Annotated in this window: 21 protein-coding genes; 20 read left to right on the top strand and 1 reads right to left on the bottom strand. The window is 60.3% G+C overall.

What is annotated here, in order from left to right; all coding sequences use genetic code 11:
* The first annotated feature begins 3 nt into the window (after positions 1-3).
* The 19 genes from ACEN9A_RS21775 (at position 4) to flhB (ending at position 16,961) form a co-directional block, all read left to right on the top strand.
* On the top strand, positions 4-1,389 hold the full coding sequence (locus ACEN9A_RS21775; RefSeq protein ID WP_258670561.1) for a sigma-54-dependent transcriptional regulator: 1,386 nt from the start codon (positions 4-6) through the stop codon (positions 1,387-1,389).
* A gap of 128 nt (positions 1,390-1,517) precedes the next feature.
* A complete protein-coding gene (fliE, locus tag ACEN9A_RS21770; protein WP_019648102.1) occupies positions 1,518-1,847 on the top strand; it encodes a flagellar hook-basal body complex protein FliE in 330 nt (109 codons plus the stop codon).
* A 15-nt stretch (positions 1,848-1,862) separates the two neighbouring features.
* The gene (fliF, locus tag ACEN9A_RS21765) at positions 1,863-3,650 is read left to right on the top strand and encodes a flagellar basal-body MS-ring/collar protein FliF (protein ID WP_018925043.1); all 1,788 of its coding nucleotides are present in this window, start codon (positions 1,863-1,865) and stop codon (positions 3,648-3,650) included.
* Complete coding sequence (gene fliG / locus ACEN9A_RS21760) at positions 3,643-4,662, top strand: flagellar motor switch protein FliG (protein ID WP_003184041.1); 1,020 nt, start codon at positions 3,643-3,645, stop codon at positions 4,660-4,662. Before fliF ends, fliG begins: the two co-directional genes overlap by 8 nt.
* 7 nt (positions 4,663-4,669) lie before the next feature.
* Positions 4,670-5,479, top strand: coding sequence for a flagellar assembly protein FliH (fliH, locus tag ACEN9A_RS21755; protein ID WP_019648103.1), 810 nt, complete (start codon positions 4,670-4,672; stop codon positions 5,477-5,479).
* Positions 5,469-6,827 carry a flagellar protein export ATPase FliI gene (gene fliI, locus ACEN9A_RS21750; protein WP_019648104.1) on the top strand — a complete coding sequence of 453 codons (1,359 nt, stop codon included), beginning with the start codon at positions 5,469-5,471 and terminating at the stop codon, positions 6,825-6,827. Before fliH ends, fliI begins: the two co-directional genes overlap by 11 nt.
* A gap of 6 nt (positions 6,828-6,833) precedes the next feature.
* On the top strand, positions 6,834-7,283 hold the full coding sequence (fliJ, locus tag ACEN9A_RS21745; RefSeq protein WP_026345699.1) for a flagellar export protein FliJ: 450 nt from the start codon (positions 6,834-6,836) through the stop codon (positions 7,281-7,283).
* Positions 7,284-7,448: 165 nt separating this feature from the next.
* A complete protein-coding gene (locus ACEN9A_RS21740; RefSeq protein WP_019648106.1) occupies positions 7,449-7,754 on the top strand; it encodes an STAS domain-containing protein in 306 nt (101 codons plus the stop codon).
* Between the two features lie 5 nt (positions 7,755-7,759).
* Positions 7,760-9,463 carry an ATP-binding SpoIIE family protein phosphatase gene (locus ACEN9A_RS21735; RefSeq protein WP_258670554.1) on the top strand — a complete coding sequence of 568 codons (1,704 nt, stop codon included), beginning with the start codon at positions 7,760-7,762 and terminating at the stop codon, positions 9,461-9,463.
* A 32-nt stretch (positions 9,464-9,495) separates the two neighbouring features.
* Entirely contained in the window at positions 9,496-9,843 is a 348-nt protein-coding gene (locus ACEN9A_RS21730; RefSeq protein ID WP_019579577.1) for an Hpt domain-containing protein, read from the top strand.
* A gap of 138 nt (positions 9,844-9,981) precedes the next feature.
* Positions 9,982-11,355 carry a flagellar hook-length control protein FliK gene (locus ACEN9A_RS21725; RefSeq protein WP_258670550.1) on the top strand — a complete coding sequence of 458 codons (1,374 nt, stop codon included), beginning with the start codon at positions 9,982-9,984 and terminating at the stop codon, positions 11,353-11,355.
* A gap of 209 nt (positions 11,356-11,564) precedes the next feature.
* Entirely contained in the window at positions 11,565-12,065 is a 501-nt protein-coding gene (gene fliL / locus ACEN9A_RS21720) for a flagellar basal body-associated protein FliL (protein WP_019648109.1), read from the top strand.
* 9 nt (positions 12,066-12,074) lie between these two features.
* On the top strand, positions 12,075-13,043 hold the full coding sequence (gene fliM, locus ACEN9A_RS21715) for a flagellar motor switch protein FliM (RefSeq protein WP_007938639.1): 969 nt from the start codon (positions 12,075-12,077) through the stop codon (positions 13,041-13,043).
* 56 nt (positions 13,044-13,099) lie between these two features.
* Positions 13,100-13,558, top strand: coding sequence for a flagellar motor switch protein FliN (gene fliN, locus ACEN9A_RS21710; protein ID WP_007938642.1), 459 nt, complete (start codon positions 13,100-13,102; stop codon positions 13,556-13,558).
* Positions 13,559-14,008 (top strand): flagellar biosynthetic protein FliO, encoded by a 450-nt coding sequence (gene fliO / locus ACEN9A_RS21705; RefSeq protein ID WP_258670546.1) that lies wholly within the window; start codon positions 13,559-13,561, stop codon positions 14,006-14,008.
* Positions 14,008-14,766: a flagellar type III secretion system pore protein FliP gene (gene fliP / locus ACEN9A_RS21700; protein WP_007938646.1), complete on the top strand. Its 759-nt coding sequence runs from the start codon at positions 14,008-14,010 to the stop codon at positions 14,764-14,766. The genes fliO and fliP overlap by 1 nt, the downstream gene beginning before the upstream one ends.
* Complete coding sequence (fliQ, locus tag ACEN9A_RS21695) at positions 14,763-15,032, top strand: flagellar biosynthesis protein FliQ (protein ID WP_007938648.1); 270 nt, start codon at positions 14,763-14,765, stop codon at positions 15,030-15,032. The genes fliP and fliQ overlap by 4 nt, the downstream gene beginning before the upstream one ends.
* A 3-nt stretch (positions 15,033-15,035) precedes the next feature.
* Entirely contained in the window at positions 15,036-15,818 is a 783-nt protein-coding gene (fliR, locus tag ACEN9A_RS21690) for a flagellar biosynthetic protein FliR (protein ID WP_019648110.1), read from the top strand.
* A gap of 3 nt (positions 15,819-15,821) precedes the next feature.
* Positions 15,822-16,961, top strand: a complete 1,140-nt coding sequence (gene flhB / locus ACEN9A_RS21685) for a flagellar biosynthesis protein FlhB (protein ID WP_019648111.1) — start codon at positions 15,822-15,824, stop codon at positions 16,959-16,961.
* Positions 16,962-17,009: 48 nt separating this feature from the next.
* On the opposite strand, the gene ACEN9A_RS21680 is transcribed toward flhB, so the two are convergent.
* Positions 17,010-17,159 carry a hypothetical protein gene (locus ACEN9A_RS21680; protein ID WP_019648112.1) on the bottom strand — a complete coding sequence of 50 codons (150 nt, stop codon included), beginning with the start codon at positions 17,157-17,159 and terminating at the stop codon, positions 17,010-17,012.
* Positions 17,160-17,550: 391 nt separating this feature from the next.
* Between ACEN9A_RS21680 and flhA the strand changes: the two genes are divergently transcribed.
* Complete coding sequence (gene flhA / locus ACEN9A_RS21675) at positions 17,551-19,680, top strand: flagellar biosynthesis protein FlhA (RefSeq protein WP_007938653.1); 2,130 nt, start codon at positions 17,551-17,553, stop codon at positions 19,678-19,680.
* Positions 19,681-19,685 lie beyond the last annotated feature (5 nt).

The following is a 19,685-nucleotide window of genomic DNA, read 5'->3' as shown; positions in this document are numbered from 1 at the left end:
GATATGACCATCAAGGTTTTACTGGTCGAGGATGATCGCGCGCTACGGGAAGCACTGGCCGATACGCTGTTACTTGCCGGACACGATTACAAGGCGGTCGGTTCGGCGGAAGAGGCGCTGGCTGCAGTTGGCGCCGAGGCATTTAGCCTGGTGGTCAGTGACGTCAACATGCCGGGCATGGACGGTCATCAGCTGCTTGGATTGCTGCGGGCTCGTCAGCCGCAACTGCCGGTGTTGTTGATGACCGCTCACGGTGCGGTCGAGCGTGCGGTCGACGCCATGCGTCAAGGTGCGGCGGATTACCTGGTCAAGCCGTTCGAGCCCAAAGCCTTGCTCGACCTGGTGGCGCGTCACGCCTTGGGCAATCTCGGCGCGACCGAGAGCGAGGGGCCTGTGGCGTTCGAGCCGGCCAGTGCGCAATTGCTGGAATTGGCTGCGCGGGTGGCGCGCAGTGATTCCACGGTGTTGATCTCCGGTGAGTCCGGGACCGGCAAGGAAGTGCTGGCGCGTTACATCCATCAGCACTCCCATCGCGCCAGTCAGCCGTTCATTGCGATCAACTGCGCAGCGATTCCGGACAACATGCTTGAAGCCACTTTGTTCGGTCACGAGAAGGGTTCGTTCACTGGCGCCATCGCGGCGCAGGCCGGCAAGTTCGAGCAGGCCGATGGCGGGACGATCCTGCTCGATGAAATTTCTGAAATGCCCCTCGGCCTACAGGCCAAGTTACTGCGCGTATTGCAGGAGCGTGAAGTCGAGCGAGTCGGCGCACGCAAGCCGATCATGCTGGATATTCGAGTGGTCGCTACCACTAACCGTGACCTGGCCGGTGAAGTGGCGGCGGGGCGTTTCCGCGAAGATCTTTACTATCGCCTGTCGGTGTTCCCGTTGGCCTGGCGTCCGCTGCGCGAGCGCACCGCCGACATCCTGCCGCTGGCCGAGCGCCTTCTGGCCAAACACGTCAATAAAATGAAGCATGCCGCGGCAAGGCTTTCGCCTGAGGCGCAGGCGTGCCTGATCGGCTATCCGTGGCCGGGCAATGTGCGTGAGCTGGATAACGCGATTCAACGTGCCTTGATTCTGCAACAGGGCGGTTTGATCCAGCCGCAGGATTTCTGCCTGGCCGGGCCTGTGGCGTGTGCGCCATTGCCGGCATTGGCGCCGGTGCCTGCACGAGCAGTGGAAGTCGACACCGAATCGGCGGGCGCTCTCGGCGATGACCTGCGGCGCCGTGAGTTCCAGATGATCATCGACACCTTGCGCTCCGAGCGCGGTCGTCGCAAGGAAGCCGCCGAGCGACTGGGCATCAGCCCGCGCACCTTACGCTACAAGCTGGCACAGATGCGCGATGCCGGAATGGATGTGGAAGCGTATTTGTTCGCCACGTAACGGTCGGCAAAAAAAGCACATGAGAGCTTTTGTTTAGAGCGGCCACGGAGCTGGCACCCTTGTTGCTAACACCTCACTACTCGCCGAGTGAGTGTCAAAAAATTGCGAGTAGCCAAAGAGAGCAGACCATGAGCCAAGGTATTGAATTCAACCGGTTGATGCTGGATATGCGCGCCATGCAAATGGATGCCATGTCTGCGCCGAAATCGACTGCCGCAGTTCCTGAAATGGGTGGCAGCAGCTTTGCCGACATGCTCGGTCAGGCCGTCAATAAAGTGAACGACACCCAGCAGGCATCCAATCAGTTGGCCAGTGCCTTTGAGATCGGTAAAAGCGGCGTCGACCTGACGGACGTGATGATTTCCTCACAGAAGGCCAGTGTGTCTTTTCAGGCACTGACCCAAGTGCGTAACAAGCTGGTTCAGGCTTACCAAGACATCATGCAGATGCCGGTTTAAGGACGAGATTGAGTCATGGCAGAAGCAATCGCCGATAATGTTCCGGCCAAGGCCACTCCAATAGACGGCAAACCGCCGTTGTTCGGGTTGTCTTTCCTGGAAAACCTCTCCGAGATGACCATGTTGCGTCAGGTGGGCCTGTTGGTCGGCCTGGCTGCGAGCGTGGCGATTGGTTTTGCCGTCGTGTTGTGGTCCCAGCAGCCGGACTACCGGCCTCTATACGGCAGCCTTGCCGGCATGGACGCCAAACAGGTCATGGAAACCCTGGCCGCCGCCGACATTCCCTATACCGTCGAACCGAATTCCGGTGCCTTGCTGGTCAAGGCCGATGACCTGTCCCGTGCGCGGCTCAAGCTCGCGGCCGCTGGTGTCACTCCCAGCGACGGCAACATCGGTTTCGAGATTCTCGACAAGGAACAGGGGCTGGGTACCAGTCAGTTCATGGAAGCGACCCGTTATCGTCGCGGCCTCGAAGGCGAACTGGCCCGGACCATTTCCAGCCTGAACAACGTCAAGGGTGCCCGCGTGCACCTGGCGATTCCGAAAAGTTCGGTGTTCGTGCGTGACGAGCGCAAGCCAAGCGCTTCGGTTCTGGTTGAACTGTATTCCGGTCGCTCGCTGGAGCCAGGCCAGGTCGTCGCCATCATCAATCTGGTGGCGACCAGCGTTCCCGAACTGAGCAAATCGCAGATCACCGTCGTCGACCAGAAGGGCAACCTGCTGTCGGATCAGGCGGAAAACTCCGAGCTGACCATGGCCGGCAAGCAGTTCGATTACAGCCGTCGCATGGAAAGCATGCTGACTCAGCGCGTGCACAACATCCTGCAACCGGTGCTGGGCAACGACCGCTATAAAGCCGAAGTCTCGGCCGATGTGGATTTCAGCGCCGTCGAATCGACTTCCGAGCAGTTCAACCCGGATCAACCGGCGTTGCGCAGCGAGCAGTCGGTCAACGAACAACGTACCGCCAGCAATGGCCCGCAAGGTGTGCCGGGTGCCTTGAGCAACCAGCCGCCGTCGCCTGCCTCGGCGCCGCAAACCACTGGTGGCGCCACCGCGTCGGCCGGCATGGTGCAGCCAGGCCAGCCACTGCTCGATGCCAACGGTCAGCAAATCATGGACCCGGCCACCGGTCAGCCGATGCTGGCGCCGTACCCGGCGGACAAGCGTCAACAATCCACCAAGAACTTCGAACTCGACCGTTCCATCAGCCACACCAAGCAACAGCAGGGCCGTTTGAATCGCCTGTCGGTGTCGGTGGTGGTGGACGATCAGGTCAAGGTCAACGCGGCCAATGGCGAAACCACCCGTGCGCCGTGGAGCGCCGATGAATTGGCGCGCTTCACTCGCCTGGTGCAGGACGCGGTCGGTTTCGACGCCAGCCGTGGCGACAGCGTCAGCGTGATCAACATGCCGTTCTCCGCCGAGCGCGGTGAAGTGATCGCCGATATTCCGTTCTATTCCCAGCCGTGGTTCTGGGACATCGTCAAGCAAGTGCTGGGTGTGTTGTTCATCCTGGTGCTGGTGTTCGGTGTGCTGCGTCCGGTGCTCAACAACATCACCGGTGGCGGCAAAGGCAAGCAACTCGCGGCCTTTGGCAGCGACGTGGAACTCGGTGGCATGGGCGGCCTGGACGGCGAACTGGCCAACGACCGCGTCAGCCTCGGTGGCCCGACCAGCATCCTGCTGCCGAGCCCGAGCGAAGGCTATGACGCACAGTTGAACGCAATCAAGAGTCTGGTGGCAGAAGATCCGGGTCGCGTGGCCCAGGTCGTGAAAGAGTGGATTAACGCAGATGAGTGATAACCGAGCCGCTGTCGCCAAACTGTCCCGGGTTGATAAAGCCGCGATTCTGCTGCTGTCCCTGGGTTCTACGGATGCCGCACAAGTGCTGCGCCACATGGGGCCCAAAGAGGTCCAGCGTGTGGGCGTGGCCATGGCCCAGATGGGTAACGTGCACCGCGAGCAGGTCGAACAGGTCATGAGTGAGTTCGTCGACATCGTCGGCGACCAGACCAGCCTGGGCGTCGGCTCCGATGACTACGTGCGCAAAATGCTCACCCAGGCCCTGGGCGAAGACAAGGCCAACGGCCTGATCGACCGGATCTTGCTGGGTGGCAACACCAGTGGCCTCGACAGCCTGAAGTGGATGGAACCGCGCGCCGTCGCCGACGTGATCCGTTACGAGCACCCGCAGATCCAGGCGATCGTGGTGGCGTACCTCGATCCGGACCAGGCCGGTGAAGTGCTGGGCAACTTCGACCATAAGGTGCGGCTGGACATCATCCTGCGTGTGTCTTCGCTGAACACCGTGCAGCCGGCGGCCCTGAAAGAGCTCAACCAGATTCTCGAGAAGCAGTTCTCCGGCAACTCGAATGCCTCGCGTACCACCCTGGGTGGCATCAAGCGCGCGGCAGACATCATGAACTTCCTCGACAGCTCGATCGAAGGTCAGCTGATGGACTCGATACGCGAAGTCGACGAAGACCTGTCCGGTCAGATCGAAGACCTCATGTTCGTGTTCAACAACCTGTCCGATGTCGACGACCGTGGTATTCAGGCGCTGTTGCGCGAGGTGTCCTCGGACGTCCTGGTGCTGGCCCTCAAAGGCTCGGACGAGGGCGTCAAGGAAAAGATCTTCAAGAACATGTCCAAACGAGCGGCCGAACTGTTGCGCGACGACCTCGAGGCCAAAGGCCCGGTGCGTGTCAGCGACGTGGAAACGGCGCAGAAAGAAATCCTCACCATTGCCCGCCGTATGGCCGAAGCCGGAGAAATCGTTCTCGGCGGGAAGGGCGGCGAAGAGATGATCTAAGGTCACTATGTCGTCCAAACATGATGAGTCCCAGACCGACCTGATCCGTGGCAAGGACGTCGCAGGTTTCGACGTCTGGGCGCTGCCCAGCTTCGACCCGTTTGTGCCGGAACCCGAGCCGGAACCGGAACCCGAACCGCCGGAAATGGAAGAAGTGCCGCTGGAAGAAGTCCAGCCACTGACCCTCGAAGAGCTCGAAAGCATTCGCCAGGAGGCCTACAACGAAGGCTTCGCGGTTGGCGAGAAAGAAGGTTTCCACAGCACCACGCTCAAGGTCCGTCAGGAAGCCGAAGTGGCCCTGACGGCCAAGATCGCGGGCCTGGAACAGCTGATGGCCAACCTGTTCGAACCGATTGCCGAGCAGGACACCCAGATCGAAAAGTCGCTGGTCGACCTTGTGCAGCACATCACCAAACAGGTTATTCAGCGCGAGCTGGCCATCGACTCGACGCAGATCGAACACGTCATGCGTGAAGCGCTCAAGCTCTTGCCACTGGGCGTGGGCAATGTGCGGTTGTACGTCAACCCGCAGGATTTCGAACAGGTCAAAGCCCTGCGCGAGCGCCATGAAGAAACCTGGCGCATCGTCGAGGACGAATCCTTGTTGCCGGGCGGTTGCCGGGTCGAGACCGAACACAGCCGTATCGATGCGACCATCGAAACCCGTGTGACCCAGGTCATGGCCAAGCTGTTCGACCAACTCCACGATCAGGCGTTGCACCCGGCCGCGCCGGACCTCAGCCTGGAATTGCCGATCGACAAGAAGCCTGCCGTCACCCCGGTCGAACCGGAACTGGACGATCCCGATGCGCCTTGATCGCACCAGCTTCGCCAAACGCCTCGGCAGCTATGCCGAGGCCACGGAGCTGGCTGGCGCGCCGATCCTCGAAGGTCGCCTGTTGCGCATGGTCGGCCTGACCCTCGAAGCCGAAGGCTTGCGCGCCGCCATGGGCAGCCGCTGCATGGTCATCAACGATGACAGCTATCACCCGGTGCAGGTCGAAGCCGAAGTCATGGGCTTCTCCGGCAGCAAAGTCTTTCTGATGCCGGTCGGCAGCGTCGCCGGCATTGCGCCAGGCGCACGCGTGGTTCCCTTGGCGGACAACGGTCGATTGCCGATGGGCATGAGTATGCTCGGGCGGGTGCTCGATGGCGCCGGTCGTGCGCTGGATGGCAAGGGCGGGATGAAGGCTGAAGACTGGGTGCCAATGGACGGCCCGACCATCAACCCGCTCAAGCGTGACCCGATCAGCCAGCCGCTGGACGTGGGCATTCGCTGCATCAACGGTTTGTTGACGGTCGGTCGCGGTCAGCGCCTCGGGTTGTTCGCCGGTACCGGCGTCGGCAAGAGTGTGCTGTTGGGCATGATGACCCGCTTTACCGAAGCCGACATTATCGTCGTCGGGCTGATCGGTGAGCGGGGTCGAGAAGTTAAAGAGTTCATCGAACACATCCTCGGTGAAGAGGGGCTAAAGCGTTCAGTGGTGGTGGCGTCGCCGGCGGACGATGCGCCGCTGATGCGTCTGCGCGCTGCCATGTACTGCACGCGGATCGCTGAGTATTTTCGCGACAAGGGCAAGAATGTCCTGTTGCTGATGGATTCCCTGACCCGTTTCGCCCAGGCCCAGCGGGAAATCGCCCTGGCCATCGGCGAACCGCCGGCGACCAAGGGCTATCCGCCGTCGGTGTTTGCCAAGTTGCCGAAACTGGTGGAGCGGGCCGGTAACGCCGAAAAGGGCGGCGGTTCGATCACTGCGTTCTACACGGTATTGTCTGAAGGCGATGACCAGCAGGACCCGATCGCCGACTCGGCGCGGGGCGTGCTTGACGGGCACATCGTGCTGTCCCGGCGTCTGGCCGAGGAAGGGCATTACCCGGCCATCGACATCGAGGCATCCATCAGCCGGGTCATGCCATCGGTGGTCGGCATCAAGCACTTGAACCACGCACAGATGTTCAAGCAATACTGGTCGCGCTATCAGCAGAGCCGCGACCTGATCAGCGTTGGCGCCTATGTGCCCGGCGGGGACCGGGAAACCGATACCGCGATCAATCTGCAACCGGCCATGACCATGTACCTGCGTCAGGGCTTGAACGACAACATCAGCATGGGCGCCAGCGAAAACCATCTCGCGTCGGTCTTCGCGCCAGCGCCGGGCGGTTAACCGGTCATGGCCCCGAGTCGCGCAACACGTCTGGCGCCCGTGGTGGAAATGGCTGAAAAGGCCGAGAAAACCGCCGTCCAGCGCCTGGGGCACTTCCAGGGCCAGGTTCGTTTGGCAGAAAGTAAACTCGCCGACCTCGAAGCCTTCCGTCTCGACTACCAGGAACAATGGATCGTGCGCGGCAGCGGCGGCGTTTCGGGTCAGTGGCTGCTGGGCTATCAGGGTTTTCTCGCGCAATTGGGCACGGCCATCGACCAGCAGCGCCAGAGCCTGAACTGGCATCAAAACAATCTGAACAAGGCCCGAGAAGCCTGGCAGCAGGCGTTTGCCCGGGTCGAAGGCTTGCGCAAACTGGTTCAGCGCTACATGGATGAGGCACGGCAACTGGAAGACAAGCGCGAGCAGAAGCTGCTGGATGAATTGTCCCAGCGGTTGCCGCGTCAGGATTCGTATTGAGTGTTGGTCTCAAAGGATTGCAGCCTACGGCAGCACCTGCACGGGTGCATGCAAACCTGATTCCGGAGACGCTGTCGAAGGCTGCGATCTTTTGACCTTGCTCCAGCCCCCGGCAAGTGCTAAACCTTGTACACGTACGTTCGCCAATGACAAGGAAGCCGTGAAATGTCAGTCGTTACAGAAGTATCCCCGGATGGGCAAAAGTTGACGATTTCGGTTAAGGGGCGATTCGATTTCGGTCGTCATCAGGAGTTTCGTGAGTCCTACGAGCGACTCAACCAGAAACCCGAGTCCATCGTCGTAGATCTGAAGGAAGCCACCTATCTCGACAGTTCGGCGCTTGGCATGTTGCTTTTGCTGCGCGATCACGCCGGTGGCGACAACTCCGATATTCGTGTCGTCAACAGCAGTAGCGATGTGAAGAAAATCCTCGCCATCTCCAACTTCGACAAGCTGTTCGACATCAGTTGACTGTCATGCAGCCGCTCGAGCCGCTGACGATTCTGATCGCCGAAGACAGTGCGGCCGATCGTATGCTGCTGTCGACTATTGTCCGTCGTCAGGGGCATGAAGTGCTGACAGCCAGTAATGGCGCCGAGGCGGTCGAGGCGTTTCGCTCGCAGCGGCCGCACCTGGTGCTGATGGACGCCATGATGCCGGTGATGGATGGCTTCGAGGCCGCGCAGCAGATCAAGGCGCTGGCCGGCGAAACCCTGGTGCCGATCATCTTTCTGACGTCGCTGACCGAAAGCGAAGCCCTGGCTCGTTGTCTGGAGGCGGGGGGCGACGACTTTCTGGCAAAGCCTTACAACCAGGTGATCCTTGCGGCCAAGATCAAGGCAATGGACCGCTTGCGGCGTTTGCAGGCCACGGTGCTGGAACAGCGCGACCTGATCGCCAGGCATCATGATTACCTGCTCAACGAACAGCGAGTGGCCAAAGCCGTGTTCGACAAGGTGGCCCACTCCGGTTGCCTGAATGCGCCGAATATCCGTTATCTGCAATCGCCCTATGCGCTGTTCAACGGCGATCTGTTGCTGGCCGCGTTTACCCCGGCCGGCGACATGCATGTGTTGCTCGGTGATTTCACCGGTCATGGTTTGCCGGCCGCTGTCGGTGCCATGCCGTTGGCCGAAGTTTTCTATGGCATGACCGCCAAGGGTTATGGTTTGTCCGAAACCCTGCGCGAGATGAACGCCAAGCTCAAACGTATCCTGCCGGTCGACATGTTCTGCTGCGCGACCCTGTTGCGCCTGAGCTTTCAGCGAGGGTCGGTGGAGGTCTGGAACGGCGGGATGCCGGACGGCTATTTGCACAACGCCACCAGTGGCGAGCGTACAGCGCTCACGGCACGGCACTTGCCGCTGGGTGTGCTGAGCCCGCAAATCTTCGATGACCGCACCGAGGTGTTCCCGATGGCCGTCGGGGATCGGGTGTTCCTATTGTCTGACGGAGTGATTGATACCTGCGATGCCAATGAGCAGTTGTTTGGTGTCGAGCGACTTGAGCAGGTGTTTGCAGTCAATCGTCAGCCTGATGCGCTGTTCGAAGAAATCGAGCAGGCCCTGCGGGACTTTCGCGGCGAGGCTCGCGATGACGTGAGCATGGTTGAAGTCCGTCTGCTGGAAGCTGCGCAACTGAGCCCGCCGGCGCTGGTGTATTCCGACAGCGGCCAGTCGAGCCCGCTCGACTGGTCGGTAAGTTTCGAGTTCCGCGCCGCCACCCTCAAACGCTTCAACCCGCTGCCGTATCTGTTGCAATTGCTGTTTGAGGTGCATGGCTTGCGCGCTCAGAGTGGTGCGCTCTACAGCGTGCTGGCAGAGCTTTACTCCAATGCCCTGGAGCATGGCGTGCTAGGTCTGGATTCGAGTCTCAAACGCGATGCTTCGGGTTTTGCGCGTTATTATCAGCAGCGCAGTGCGCGCCTGGACGAATTGCAGGACGGCTATGTGCGCGTACATTTGCAGGTGACGCCAAAAGGCGAAGGCGGTTGCCTGACTGTTCGAGTCGAAGACAGTGGCAAGGGCTTCGATGTGGTACGGGTGATGGAGCGTCCCGTCGATGATGTCCGTTTGTCGGGACGTGGCGTCAGTTTGATCCGACAGTTGAGTCATCATGCGAGCTGGTCCGATAATGGGCGCAGTGCTCGCGTGGAGTTTTTCTGGGAGGCTCAGGCATAATCCCAGGCATTCTTGATCAAAGGAGTGAACAAGTGGACGACACACATCTGGATCGCGACGTGCTGAGCGCGTTGCAAGAAGTTATGGAGGACGGGTATCCAGAATTGCTCGATACCTTTCTCAGCGATTCCGAAGAGCGATTGAGCTTGCTGCGCAAGGCTGACGATGCCGATCGGTTAGGTGCCACGGCACACAGTTTCAAGGGCAGCAGCAGCAACATGGGCGCGACTCGGCTGGCTGAGCTGTGCCATGAACTGGAACAGCGAGCCAAAGAGAAAAAACTCGAAGGCATAGAAGCGCTGGTTGGAGAGATCGACGGCGAATTCGCGATTGTTCGACCGCTTTTCGAGGCAGAGCGCCAGCGCTCCCTGGCTGAATAAGACAACCACCAGTCACTACGGATTGCATTACAGCTTAACCATCCGGCGCTTTTGGCGGCCAGCGAACAAAGCTGGCTCGACCCTTGCAGTCAACTCACTCAACTGTACCTACGATCCCAGTGCAGCGGAGACCGTTCCATGCCCGTTACCCCAAACATTCTTCTTCAGGCCGCGGCTGCGGCCAAGACTCAAGCCGCGTCCGCCAATACCCCGGCGTCTACGGCCGAGCCCGGGGACAAGGCGTCCAGCTTCGCTCAGGTCTACGCCAATCAGGCCCAGAACAAGCCTTCGGTTACGGCGGACGGATCGGCTAAACCCGTACGTGACAAAGCCTCGGACAACACTGGCAAAAAGGACGTGGGCAACGACTCGTCTGCCGCCCAGGAACCGACGGTTGCCGATAGCGGCAAATCCTTGCCCGCCGATAAACCGGCGCAGACCGATGACAAGACCGCTAACGATGGCGCGCCCGATACCGCTGAGCCGACGACGCCGATAGCCGATAGCGCGCCTGTCGATCCAGCCCTTGATCCGGCGTTGATGCAAGTGGTGCAGCCGGTGCTGCCAGCCCCTGTGCCGGAAACCTCGCCGGTTGTCGCCGCCGTGCAGTCAACCGTTCAAACACCCGTCGCGGCCGCCGTTACCACGGCAGCGACGCAAGCCGCTGCGACCACCGATCCTGATTTCGATCCCGAAGCCGATCCTCTCGATGCACTGCCGGCCGTGCGCATGGCGATGGAGCAGAGCGGGCACGTTTCGGCCGCCAGCCAGGCTCAGCCAAAAGCGGCGCCGACTCAGGCTCACGTCGACGGCGAGCTGACCTCGGCACAGACTTTTGCCGCGGGCATGGCGAGCATGCTCGACGTGCAAGCCGATCAGGACAGCACCAGCCAGGGCGGCGAGAAGGCGTTCAGTGGCCTGATCGATGACGGCCTCAAGGATCTCAAGTCCGCCAGCAGCGACACCCGTGTCGATGACTTCGCCAATCGTCTGGCGGCTCTGACCCAGGCAGCAACACCCAAGACTGCCAATGCATTGCCGGTGAACCAACCGATCGCCATGCATCAGAGCGGTTGGACCGAAGAGGTGGTCAACCGGGTCATGTACCTGTCCAGCGCCAATCTCAAGGCGGCGGATATACAGTTGCAACCGGCCGAACTGGGACGCCTCGATATTCGGGTGAACATGGTTCCGGATCAGCAGACCCAAGTGACCTTCATGAGCGCTCACCCAAGCGTTCGCGAAGCACTCGACGGGCAAATGCATCGCCTGCGGGACATGTTCGCGCAGCAGGGCATGGGCCAGGTCGACGTCAACGTTTCCGATCAGTCCCGTGGCTGGCAGGGCCAGGGGCAGGGGCAGGAACAGGCTCAACAGGGGCAGGGCGGGCGCACCAATGCCAGTGGCGGTCGACTCGATTCGATGGATGAAGAGCTTCCTGCGACGGTCGCTGATGTGGCCGCCAACGCCACCAGCGTGATCGGCACCAGCGCGGTCGATTACTACGCCTGATAAATCAGGACGCCCCTCAAAAGATCGCAGCCTTCGGCAGCTCCTACAGGGTGTACACCATCCAGGTGTAGGAGCTGCCGAAGGCTGCGATCTTTTGATTTTCGGTGTCTGCCTGCTGTCGCCCATATGTCCCCAGACACTTCTGGCATAACACTTGCTCTTGCCTTGCCGTGCGACTGTGAAAACCCGAATAGTGACGGATTATTGGCATGGCGAAGAGTGAAGCAGTAGTAAAAGACCCCGCAACCAAAGGCAAAATCAAGCTGATCATTGTGATCGTCGTGGCCCTGCTGCTGGCGATCGGCTTGTCCGTGGGGGCGACCTGGTTCTTCATGCACGGCGCCCAGAGCAAGCCTGCCGCCGCGGCTGAAACCGCTGTGGTCGGCAAGCAGCCGGCGATCTTCGAGCCAATGGCTCCAGCCTTCGTAGCCAACTACACCCAGAACGGCCGTCAGCGCTACATGCAGGTGAGCATCACCATGCAGGGGCGTAATCAGGCTGATCTGGAGGCGCTCAAAGTCCACATGCCAGTGATCCGCAACAACCTGGTCATGCTGTTTTCCGGTCAGGATTTCGCCACGCTGGCGACCCCGGTTGGCCAGGAGATGTTGCGTCAGAAAGCCACGGCCAGCGTTCAGGAAGTGGCGCAGAAAGAGCTGGGCAAAGTGGTGATCGAACAGTTGCTTTTCACTAATTTCGTACTGCAGTAGGAACACGACATGGCCGTGCAGGACCTGCTGTCCCAGGATGAGATCGATGCGCTGTTGCATGGCGTCGACGATGGTCTGGTACAGACCGATAACGCTGCCGAACCCGGCAGTGTCAAAAGCTACGACCTGACCAGCCAGGATCGCATCGTCCGTGGACGCATGCCGACGCTGGAAATGATCAACGAGCGTTTCGCCCGCTACACCCGCATCAGCATGTTCAACATGCTGCGCCGCTCGGCGGACGTTGCCGTCGGTGGCGTGCAGGTGATGAAGTTCGGCGAATACGTGCACTCGCTGTACGTGCCGACCAGCCTCAACCTGGTCAAGATCAAACCGCTGCGCGGCACCGCGCTGTTCATCCTCGACGCCAAACTGGTGTTCAAGCTGGTGGACAACTTCTTCGGCGGCGACGGCCGTCACGCGAAGATCGAAGGGCGTGAATTCACCCCCACCGAACTGCGTGTGGTGCGCATGGTGCTGGAGCAGGCTTTCGTCGATTTGAAGGAAGCCTGGCAGGCGATCATGGAAGTGAACTTCGAGTACATCAACTCGGAAGTGAACCCGGCCATGGCCAACATCGTCGGCCCGAGCGAAGCCATTGTGGTGTCGACGTTCCACATCGAACTCGATGGCGGTGGCGGCGACCTGCACGTGACCATGCCGTATTCGATGATCGAGCCGGTGCGCGAGATGCTCGATGCCGGCTTCCAGTCGGACCTCGACGATCAGGACGAACGCTGGATCAACGCCTTGCGCCAGGACGTGCTGGACGTCGACGTACCGATCGGTGCCACCGTTGCCCGCCGCCAGCTGCGCCTTCGCGACATCCTGCACATGCAGCCCGGCGACGTGATCCCGGTCGAGATGCCGGAAGAAATGATCATGCGCGCCAACGGCGTGCCGGCCTTCAAGGTCAAGATGGGTTCGCACAAAGGCAACCTCGCGTTGCAAGTGATCGAGCCGATCGAGCGCCGCTGACAGGCGCTCGTACCCCCTACGCATTTAACTGAATTGTTGCCCGCCGAGGACAAATGATGAACGACGATATGAACGCCCAGGACGACCAGGCACTGGCCGACGAATGGGCTGCGGCCCTGGAAGAAACCGGTGACGCCGGGCAGGCCGACATTGATGCGCTGCTGGCGGCCGATGCCGGTACGTCGGGCTCCAACCGTCTGCCGATGGAAGAGTTCGGCAGCGTGCCGAAGAACAACGATCCAGTGACGCTGGACGGTCCGAACCTGGACGTGATCCTTGATATCCCGGTGTCGATTTCCATGGAAGTCGGCAGCACCGACATCAACATCCGCAACCTGCTGCAACTCAACCAGGGTTCGGTGATCGAGCTCGATCGCCTGGCCGGTGAGCCGCTGGACGTGCTGGTCAACGGCACGCTCATCGCCCACGGCGAAGTGGTAGTGGTCAACGAAAAGTTCGGCATCCGCCTGACCGACGTGATCAGCCCAAGCGAACGCATCAAGAAGCTGCGCTGAGTGAACAAGGTTCTTGCGGTTCTGTTGGCCTTGCCATCCAGCGTGCTGGCGGCCGAGTCGGTGACGACTGCTGCGACAGCGGCCGCCGCGCCAGCCGTCAGCAGCGGTGTGGCCGGGCAATTGACGCAGTTGGTGTTTGGCTTGCTGCTGGTGCTGGGGTTGATCTTCTTCCTCGCCTGGCTGCTGCGCCGGGTCCAGCAGGCCGGGCCGGCCGGCAAGGGGCAAGTGATCGAGTTGATCGGTTCCCGGGCCCTCGGCCCCCGTGACCGTTTGATGCTGGTACAGGTCGGCAACGAACAGATTCTGCTCGGCCTGAGCCCCGGTACCATCACCGCGTTGCATGTGCTCAAGGAGCCGGTACAAGTGCCGAGCACAAACGAGAAAGCGACTCCGGAGTTTGCCCAGCGTCTGTTGGAGATGCTTGGCAAGGATCAGAAGGATAAGAAGTAATGGGTGCGTTACGCATCGTCTTGACGCTGGCCCTGATGCTGGCTGCGCCACTGGCGTTCGCCGCCGATCCGTTGTCGATCCCGGCGATCACCCTGGGCACCAATGCCAATGGTGCCCAGGAATACTCGGTCAGCCTGCAAATCCTGCTGATCATGACTGCGCTGAGTTTCATCCCGGCGTTCGTCATGCTGATGACCAGTTTCACCCGGATCATCATCGTTTTCTCGATCCTGCGTCAGGCCCTGGGCTTGCAGCAGACACCGTCGAACCAGATCCTCACCGGTATGGCGCTGTTCCTCACCATGTTTATCATGGCGCCGGTGTTCGATCGGGTGAATCAGGATGCCTTGCAGCCGTATCTGGCGGAGAAACTCACCGCTCAGGATGCAGTCGCCAAGGCTCAGGTGCCGATCAAGGACTTCATGCTGGCCCAGACTCGCAGCAGCGATCTGGAGCTGTTCATGCGCCTGTCCAAGCGCACTGATATTGCTACGCCGGATCAGGCGCCGCTGACGATTCTGGTGCCGGCGTTCGTGACCTCGGAACTGAAAACCGCGTTCCAGATTGGCTTCATGATCTTCATTCCGTTCCTGATCATCGACCTGGTGGTGGCCAGTGTGCTGATGGCGATGGGTATGATGATGCTCTCGCCACTGATCATTTCCCTGCCGTTCAAAATCATGCTGTTCGTGCTGGTGGATGGCTGGGCGTTGATCATCGGCACGTTGGCCAGCAGCTTCGGCGGTGTTTCACCATGACGCCCGAAGTTGCCGTAGACATCTTTCGCGAAGCGCTGTGGCTGACCACCATGATGGTCGCCGTGCTGGTGATTCCGAGCTTGCTGGTGGGGTTGTTGGTGGCAATGTTCCAGGCGGCCACCCAGATCAACGAACAGACCCTGAGCTTCCTGCCGCGCCTGCTGGTGATGCTGGTGACGCTGATCGTTGCCGGCCCGTGGCTGGTGCAGACATTCATGGAATACATCCTGCAGCTGTACCACAGCATTCCTCAGGTCATCGGTTAAGCCATGTCGCTGCTGCAGCTGACCGATACGCAGATCAGCACCTGGGTGGCGACGTTCATGTTGCCGCTGTTTCGCATCGGCTCGTTGCTGATGGTCATGCCGATTTTCGGCACGACGCTGGTGCCCAAGCGCGTGCGTTTGTACTTCGCGCTGGCGATTACTGTGGTCATCGCGCCGGGTCTGCCGCCCATGCCTGCGGTCAATGCGCTGGACCTGAGCGCGCTGTTGCTGATCGCCGAGCAAATCATCATCGGCGCGGTGTTGGGCTTCTCCTTGCAGCTGTTTTTCCAGGCGTTCGTGGTCGCCGGGCAAATTGTCGCGATCCAGATGGGCATGGGTTTCGCTTCGATGGTCGACCCTACGAACGGTGTGTCGGTGGCGGTGATCGGGCAGTTCTTCACCATGCTGGTGACGCTGTTGTTCCTGTCGATGAACGGCCATCTGGTGGTGTTCGAGGTCCTCACCGAAAGCTTTACCACGTTGCCGGTCGGTGGTGGCTTGGTGATCAATCATTTCTGGGAGCTGGCCGGCAAGCTCGGCTGGGTATTCGGTGCGGCGCTGTTGCTGGTGTTGCCGGCGATCACTGCGTTGCTGGTGGTCAACATTGCGTTTGGCGTGATGACCCGGGCAGCACCTCAGCTGAACATCTTCTCGATCGGCTTCCCGCTGACCCTGGTACTTGGGCTGTTCATCGTTTGGGTCGGCCTGGCGGACATTCTCAATCAGTATCAACCGCTGGCCGTCGAGGCCTTGCAGTTGTTACGCGAACTGGCACAGGCGCGCTGAGTCATGGCTGAGAGCGAAAGCGGTCAGGACAAAACAGAAGACCCCACGGAGAAACGCAAAAAGGACTCCCGTGAGAAGGGCGAGATTGCGCGCTCCAAGGAGCTCAACACCCTGGCGGTCATGCTCGCCGGCGCCGGTGGGCTGCTGATTTTTGGTGGCGCCCTGGCCCAGGATTTGATGGAGCTGATGCGCATGAACTTCTCGCTCTCGCGAGAGGTGATTCTGGATCAGCGCTTTATGGCGACTTATCTGCTGCACTCGGGGCAGATCGCCTTGTACGCGATTCAGCCGCTGATGATTACCTTGCTGTTGGCCTCGCTGATCGGCCCGATTTCCCTGGGGGGGTGGCTGTTTGCAGCCGGCTCCATGGCGCCCAAGTTCAGTCGCATGAACCCCCTCGCGGGCCTGAAGCGGATGTTCTCGACCAAGGCGCTGGTGGAGTTGCTCAAGGCTCTGGCGAAGTTTTTCATCGTGTTGTTCGTGGCGTTGGCGGTCTTGTCGTCAGACATCGACGATCTGCTGCGCATCGCCCATGAGCCGTTGGACATGGCGATCATTCACAGCCTGCAAGTGGTCGGCTGGAGCACTTTGTGGATGGCTTGCGGGCTGATCATCATCGCGCTGGTCGACGTGCCGGTGCAGCTCTGGGAAAGCCACAATAAGCTGCTGATGACCAAGCAGGAAGTGCGTGACGAACACAAGGACCAAGAGGGGCGGCCGGAGGTCAAGCAACGCATTCGCCAATTGCAGCGCGAGATGTCGCAGCGGCGAATGATGGCCGCGATCCCCGACGCCGACGTGGTCATCACCAACCCGACCCACTACGCCGTAGCGCTCAAGTACGATCCGGAGAAGGGCGGGGCGCCGATGCTGATCGCCAAGGGTAGCGACTTCCTGGCCTTGAAGATCCGCGAAATCGCCGTGGCCAACCAAGTGCAGTTACTCGAATCGCCCGCCCTGGCGCGTTCGATTTACTACTCCACGGAACTGGATCAGGAAATTCCAGGCGGGCTGTATCTGGCGGTGGCTCAGGTATTGGCTTACGTCTATCAGATCCGCCAGTACCGCGCGGGCAAGGGCAAACGTCCGGATCCGCTGAAGGATGATTTGCCGATTCCGCCGGATCTGCGTCGCGATTCCTGATCGGGTCTACGGCTCTGAAATCAAAAAGATAGCCGCCTTCGGCAGCGCCTACGGGCGCTGATGCCGCCTATTGGCTTTTTCATTGCCGGGCTCTTTCGCAATACTGTTTTCCTGTTTCTTCCTGTCGTCCTGTTGCTTGGGCGCAACCAGATCGAAGCCTTTGGCATCGTTGAATGACTTGACCGCTTTCTTGGGCATGATCGCTGCTCCGGCGCTTGGTATTACCAACGCTGATGATCACCATCCAATACCCATAAGGCCGTTTTGGCTACTATCAAAACTTACGGCTGTGCAGGTCTCTGGACGAATGGCAGGGCAGTGAACTTGAGCGATGTCATGCCCCGCCTCTGATCCACCCTGTTCGTAGCAGCTGCCGAGCCTGCGAGGCTGCGTTCGGCTGCGCAGCAGTCGTAAACCTTTGCGAGGACTGCGTCCTCGAACGCAGCCTCGCAGGCTCGGCAGCTGCTACCCCGGGCTCAACAAATCTATCTATTTCCCTCCTTGGCAAAAGTTGGAAGGCTTCTTGCAATAGCCGCCCTGCGCCTGCTTCAGGCGTCAAAAGTTTGCTTTAAAGGAACGGGGAAAACCGGTGGATCGCTCTCAGTTAATCAACAGTGCCCGCACAAACGTCGCCGACCTCAGTCGGGGCAATCTGGGCGTGCCGCTGTTGCTGCTGGTCATGCTGGCCATGATGATGTTGCCGGTGCCACCGTTCCTGCTGGACGTGTTTTTCACCTTCAACATTGCCCTGTCCATCGTCGTGTTGCTGGTCTGTGTATACGCCTTGCGACCACTGGATTTTGCGGTGTTCCCGACCATTCTGCTGGTGGCGACGTTGCTGCGACTGGCGCTGAACGTGGCCTCCACGCGGGTGGTGATGCTCCACGGTCAGGACGGCCATGCCGCCGCCGGTAAGGTGATCCAGGCCTTCGGTGAAGTGGTGATCGGCGGTAACTACGTGGTCGGTATCGTGGTCTTCGCGATTTTGATGATCATCAACTTCGTCGTGGTAACCAAGGGCGCCGGGCGGATTTCCGAGGTGAGCGCGCGTTTCACCCTCGACGCGATGCCCGGCAAACAGATGGCGATCGACGCCGACTTGAACGCCGGCCTGATCGATCAGAACCAGGCGAAACTGCGCCGGATGGAAGTCGCCCAGGAGGCCGAGTTCTACGGTTCCATGGATGGTGCCAGCAAATTCGTGCGCGGTGACGCCATCGCCGGTCTGCTGATTCTGTTCATCAACCTGATCGGCGGCATGGCGGTGGGTATCTTCCAGCACGGCATGAGCTTTGGTGATGCCGGCAAGGTGTATGCGCTGTTGACCATCGGTGACGGTTTGGTGGCGCAATTGCCATCACTGCTGTTGTCGACCGCCGCCGCGATCATGGTGACCCGTGCTTCCGGCTCGGAGGACATGGGCAAGCAAATCAATCGTCAGATGTTCGCCTCGCCGAAAGCCTTGGCGGTGGCCGCAGGCTTGATGGCGGTGATGGGCCTGGTGCCCGGCATGCCGCACGTCTCCTTTCTGTCCATGGCAGCCCTGGCGGCCGGTGGTGCTTACCTGTTCTGGAAAAAGCAGAACGCGGTCAAGGTTCAGGCCCTGCAAGAGGTCAAGCGTCAGCAGGAGTTGCTGCCGTCGCCGGCTCGGGCTCAGGAAACCAAGGAGCTTGGCTGGGATGACGTGACGCCGATCGACATGATTGGCCTGGAAGTGGGCTACCGCCTGATTCCGCTGGTGGATCGCAACCAGGGTGGGCAGTTGCTGGCGCGGATCAAGGGGGTGCGTAAAAAACTCTCCCAGGACCTGGGCTTCCTGATGCCGACTGTGCATATCCGTGACAACCTCGACCTGGCGCCTAGCGCCTATCGCCTGACCCTGATGGGCGTGATCCTGGCTGAAGCGGAGATTTACCCGGAGCGCGAACTGGCGATCAACCCGGGTCAGGTCTACGGCACGCTCAATGGCATCACCGCCAAAGATCCGGCTTTTGGCCTGGAAGCGGTGTGGATCGAAATCAGCCAGCGTGCCCAGGCGCAATCCCTCGGTTACACCGTGGTCGATGCCAGTACGGTGGTAGCGACCCACTTGAACCAGATTCTGTACAAGCACTCCAGCGAGCTGATCGGCCACGAAGAAGTCCAGCAACTCATGCAATTGCTGGCCAAAAGCTCACCGAAGCTGGCCGAAGAGCTGGTGCCGGGGGTGGTTTCGCTGTCGCAACTGCTCAAAGTCTTGCAGGCGTTGCTGGCCGAACAGGTGCCGGTGCGGGACATCCGCAGCATCGCCGAAGCCATCGCGAACAACGCCGCCAAGAGTCAAGATACCGCCGCTTTGGTGGCCGCGGTGCGTGTCGGCGTATCCCGTGCAATCGTGCAAAGCATTGTAGGCACTGAGTCGGAGCTGCCTGTGATCACCTTGGAACCAAGGTTGGAACAAATATTGCTCAATAGTCTTCAGAAGGCAGGACAAGGCTCGGAAGAGGGCGTTCTGCTGGAGCCAAGCATGGCGGAAAAACTGCAACGCTCGTTGATCGATGCGGCGCAGCGTCAGGAAATGCAAGGTCAGCCGGTGATTCTGCTGGTGGCCGGTCCGGTTCGCGCGATGCTCTCGCGATTCGGTCGGCTGGCAGTGCCGGGTTTGCACGTGTTGGCTTACCAGGAAATTCCTGACAACAAGCAAGTGACCATCGTTGCGACAGTAGGGCCCAACGGCTGAGGTAG

The sequence above is a fragment of the Pseudomonas sp. Pseusp18 genome (assembly GCF_059506005.1).
The sequence above is the reverse complement of the archived record's forward strand: the minus strand, read 5'-3'. Positions and strand labels throughout refer to the sequence as shown.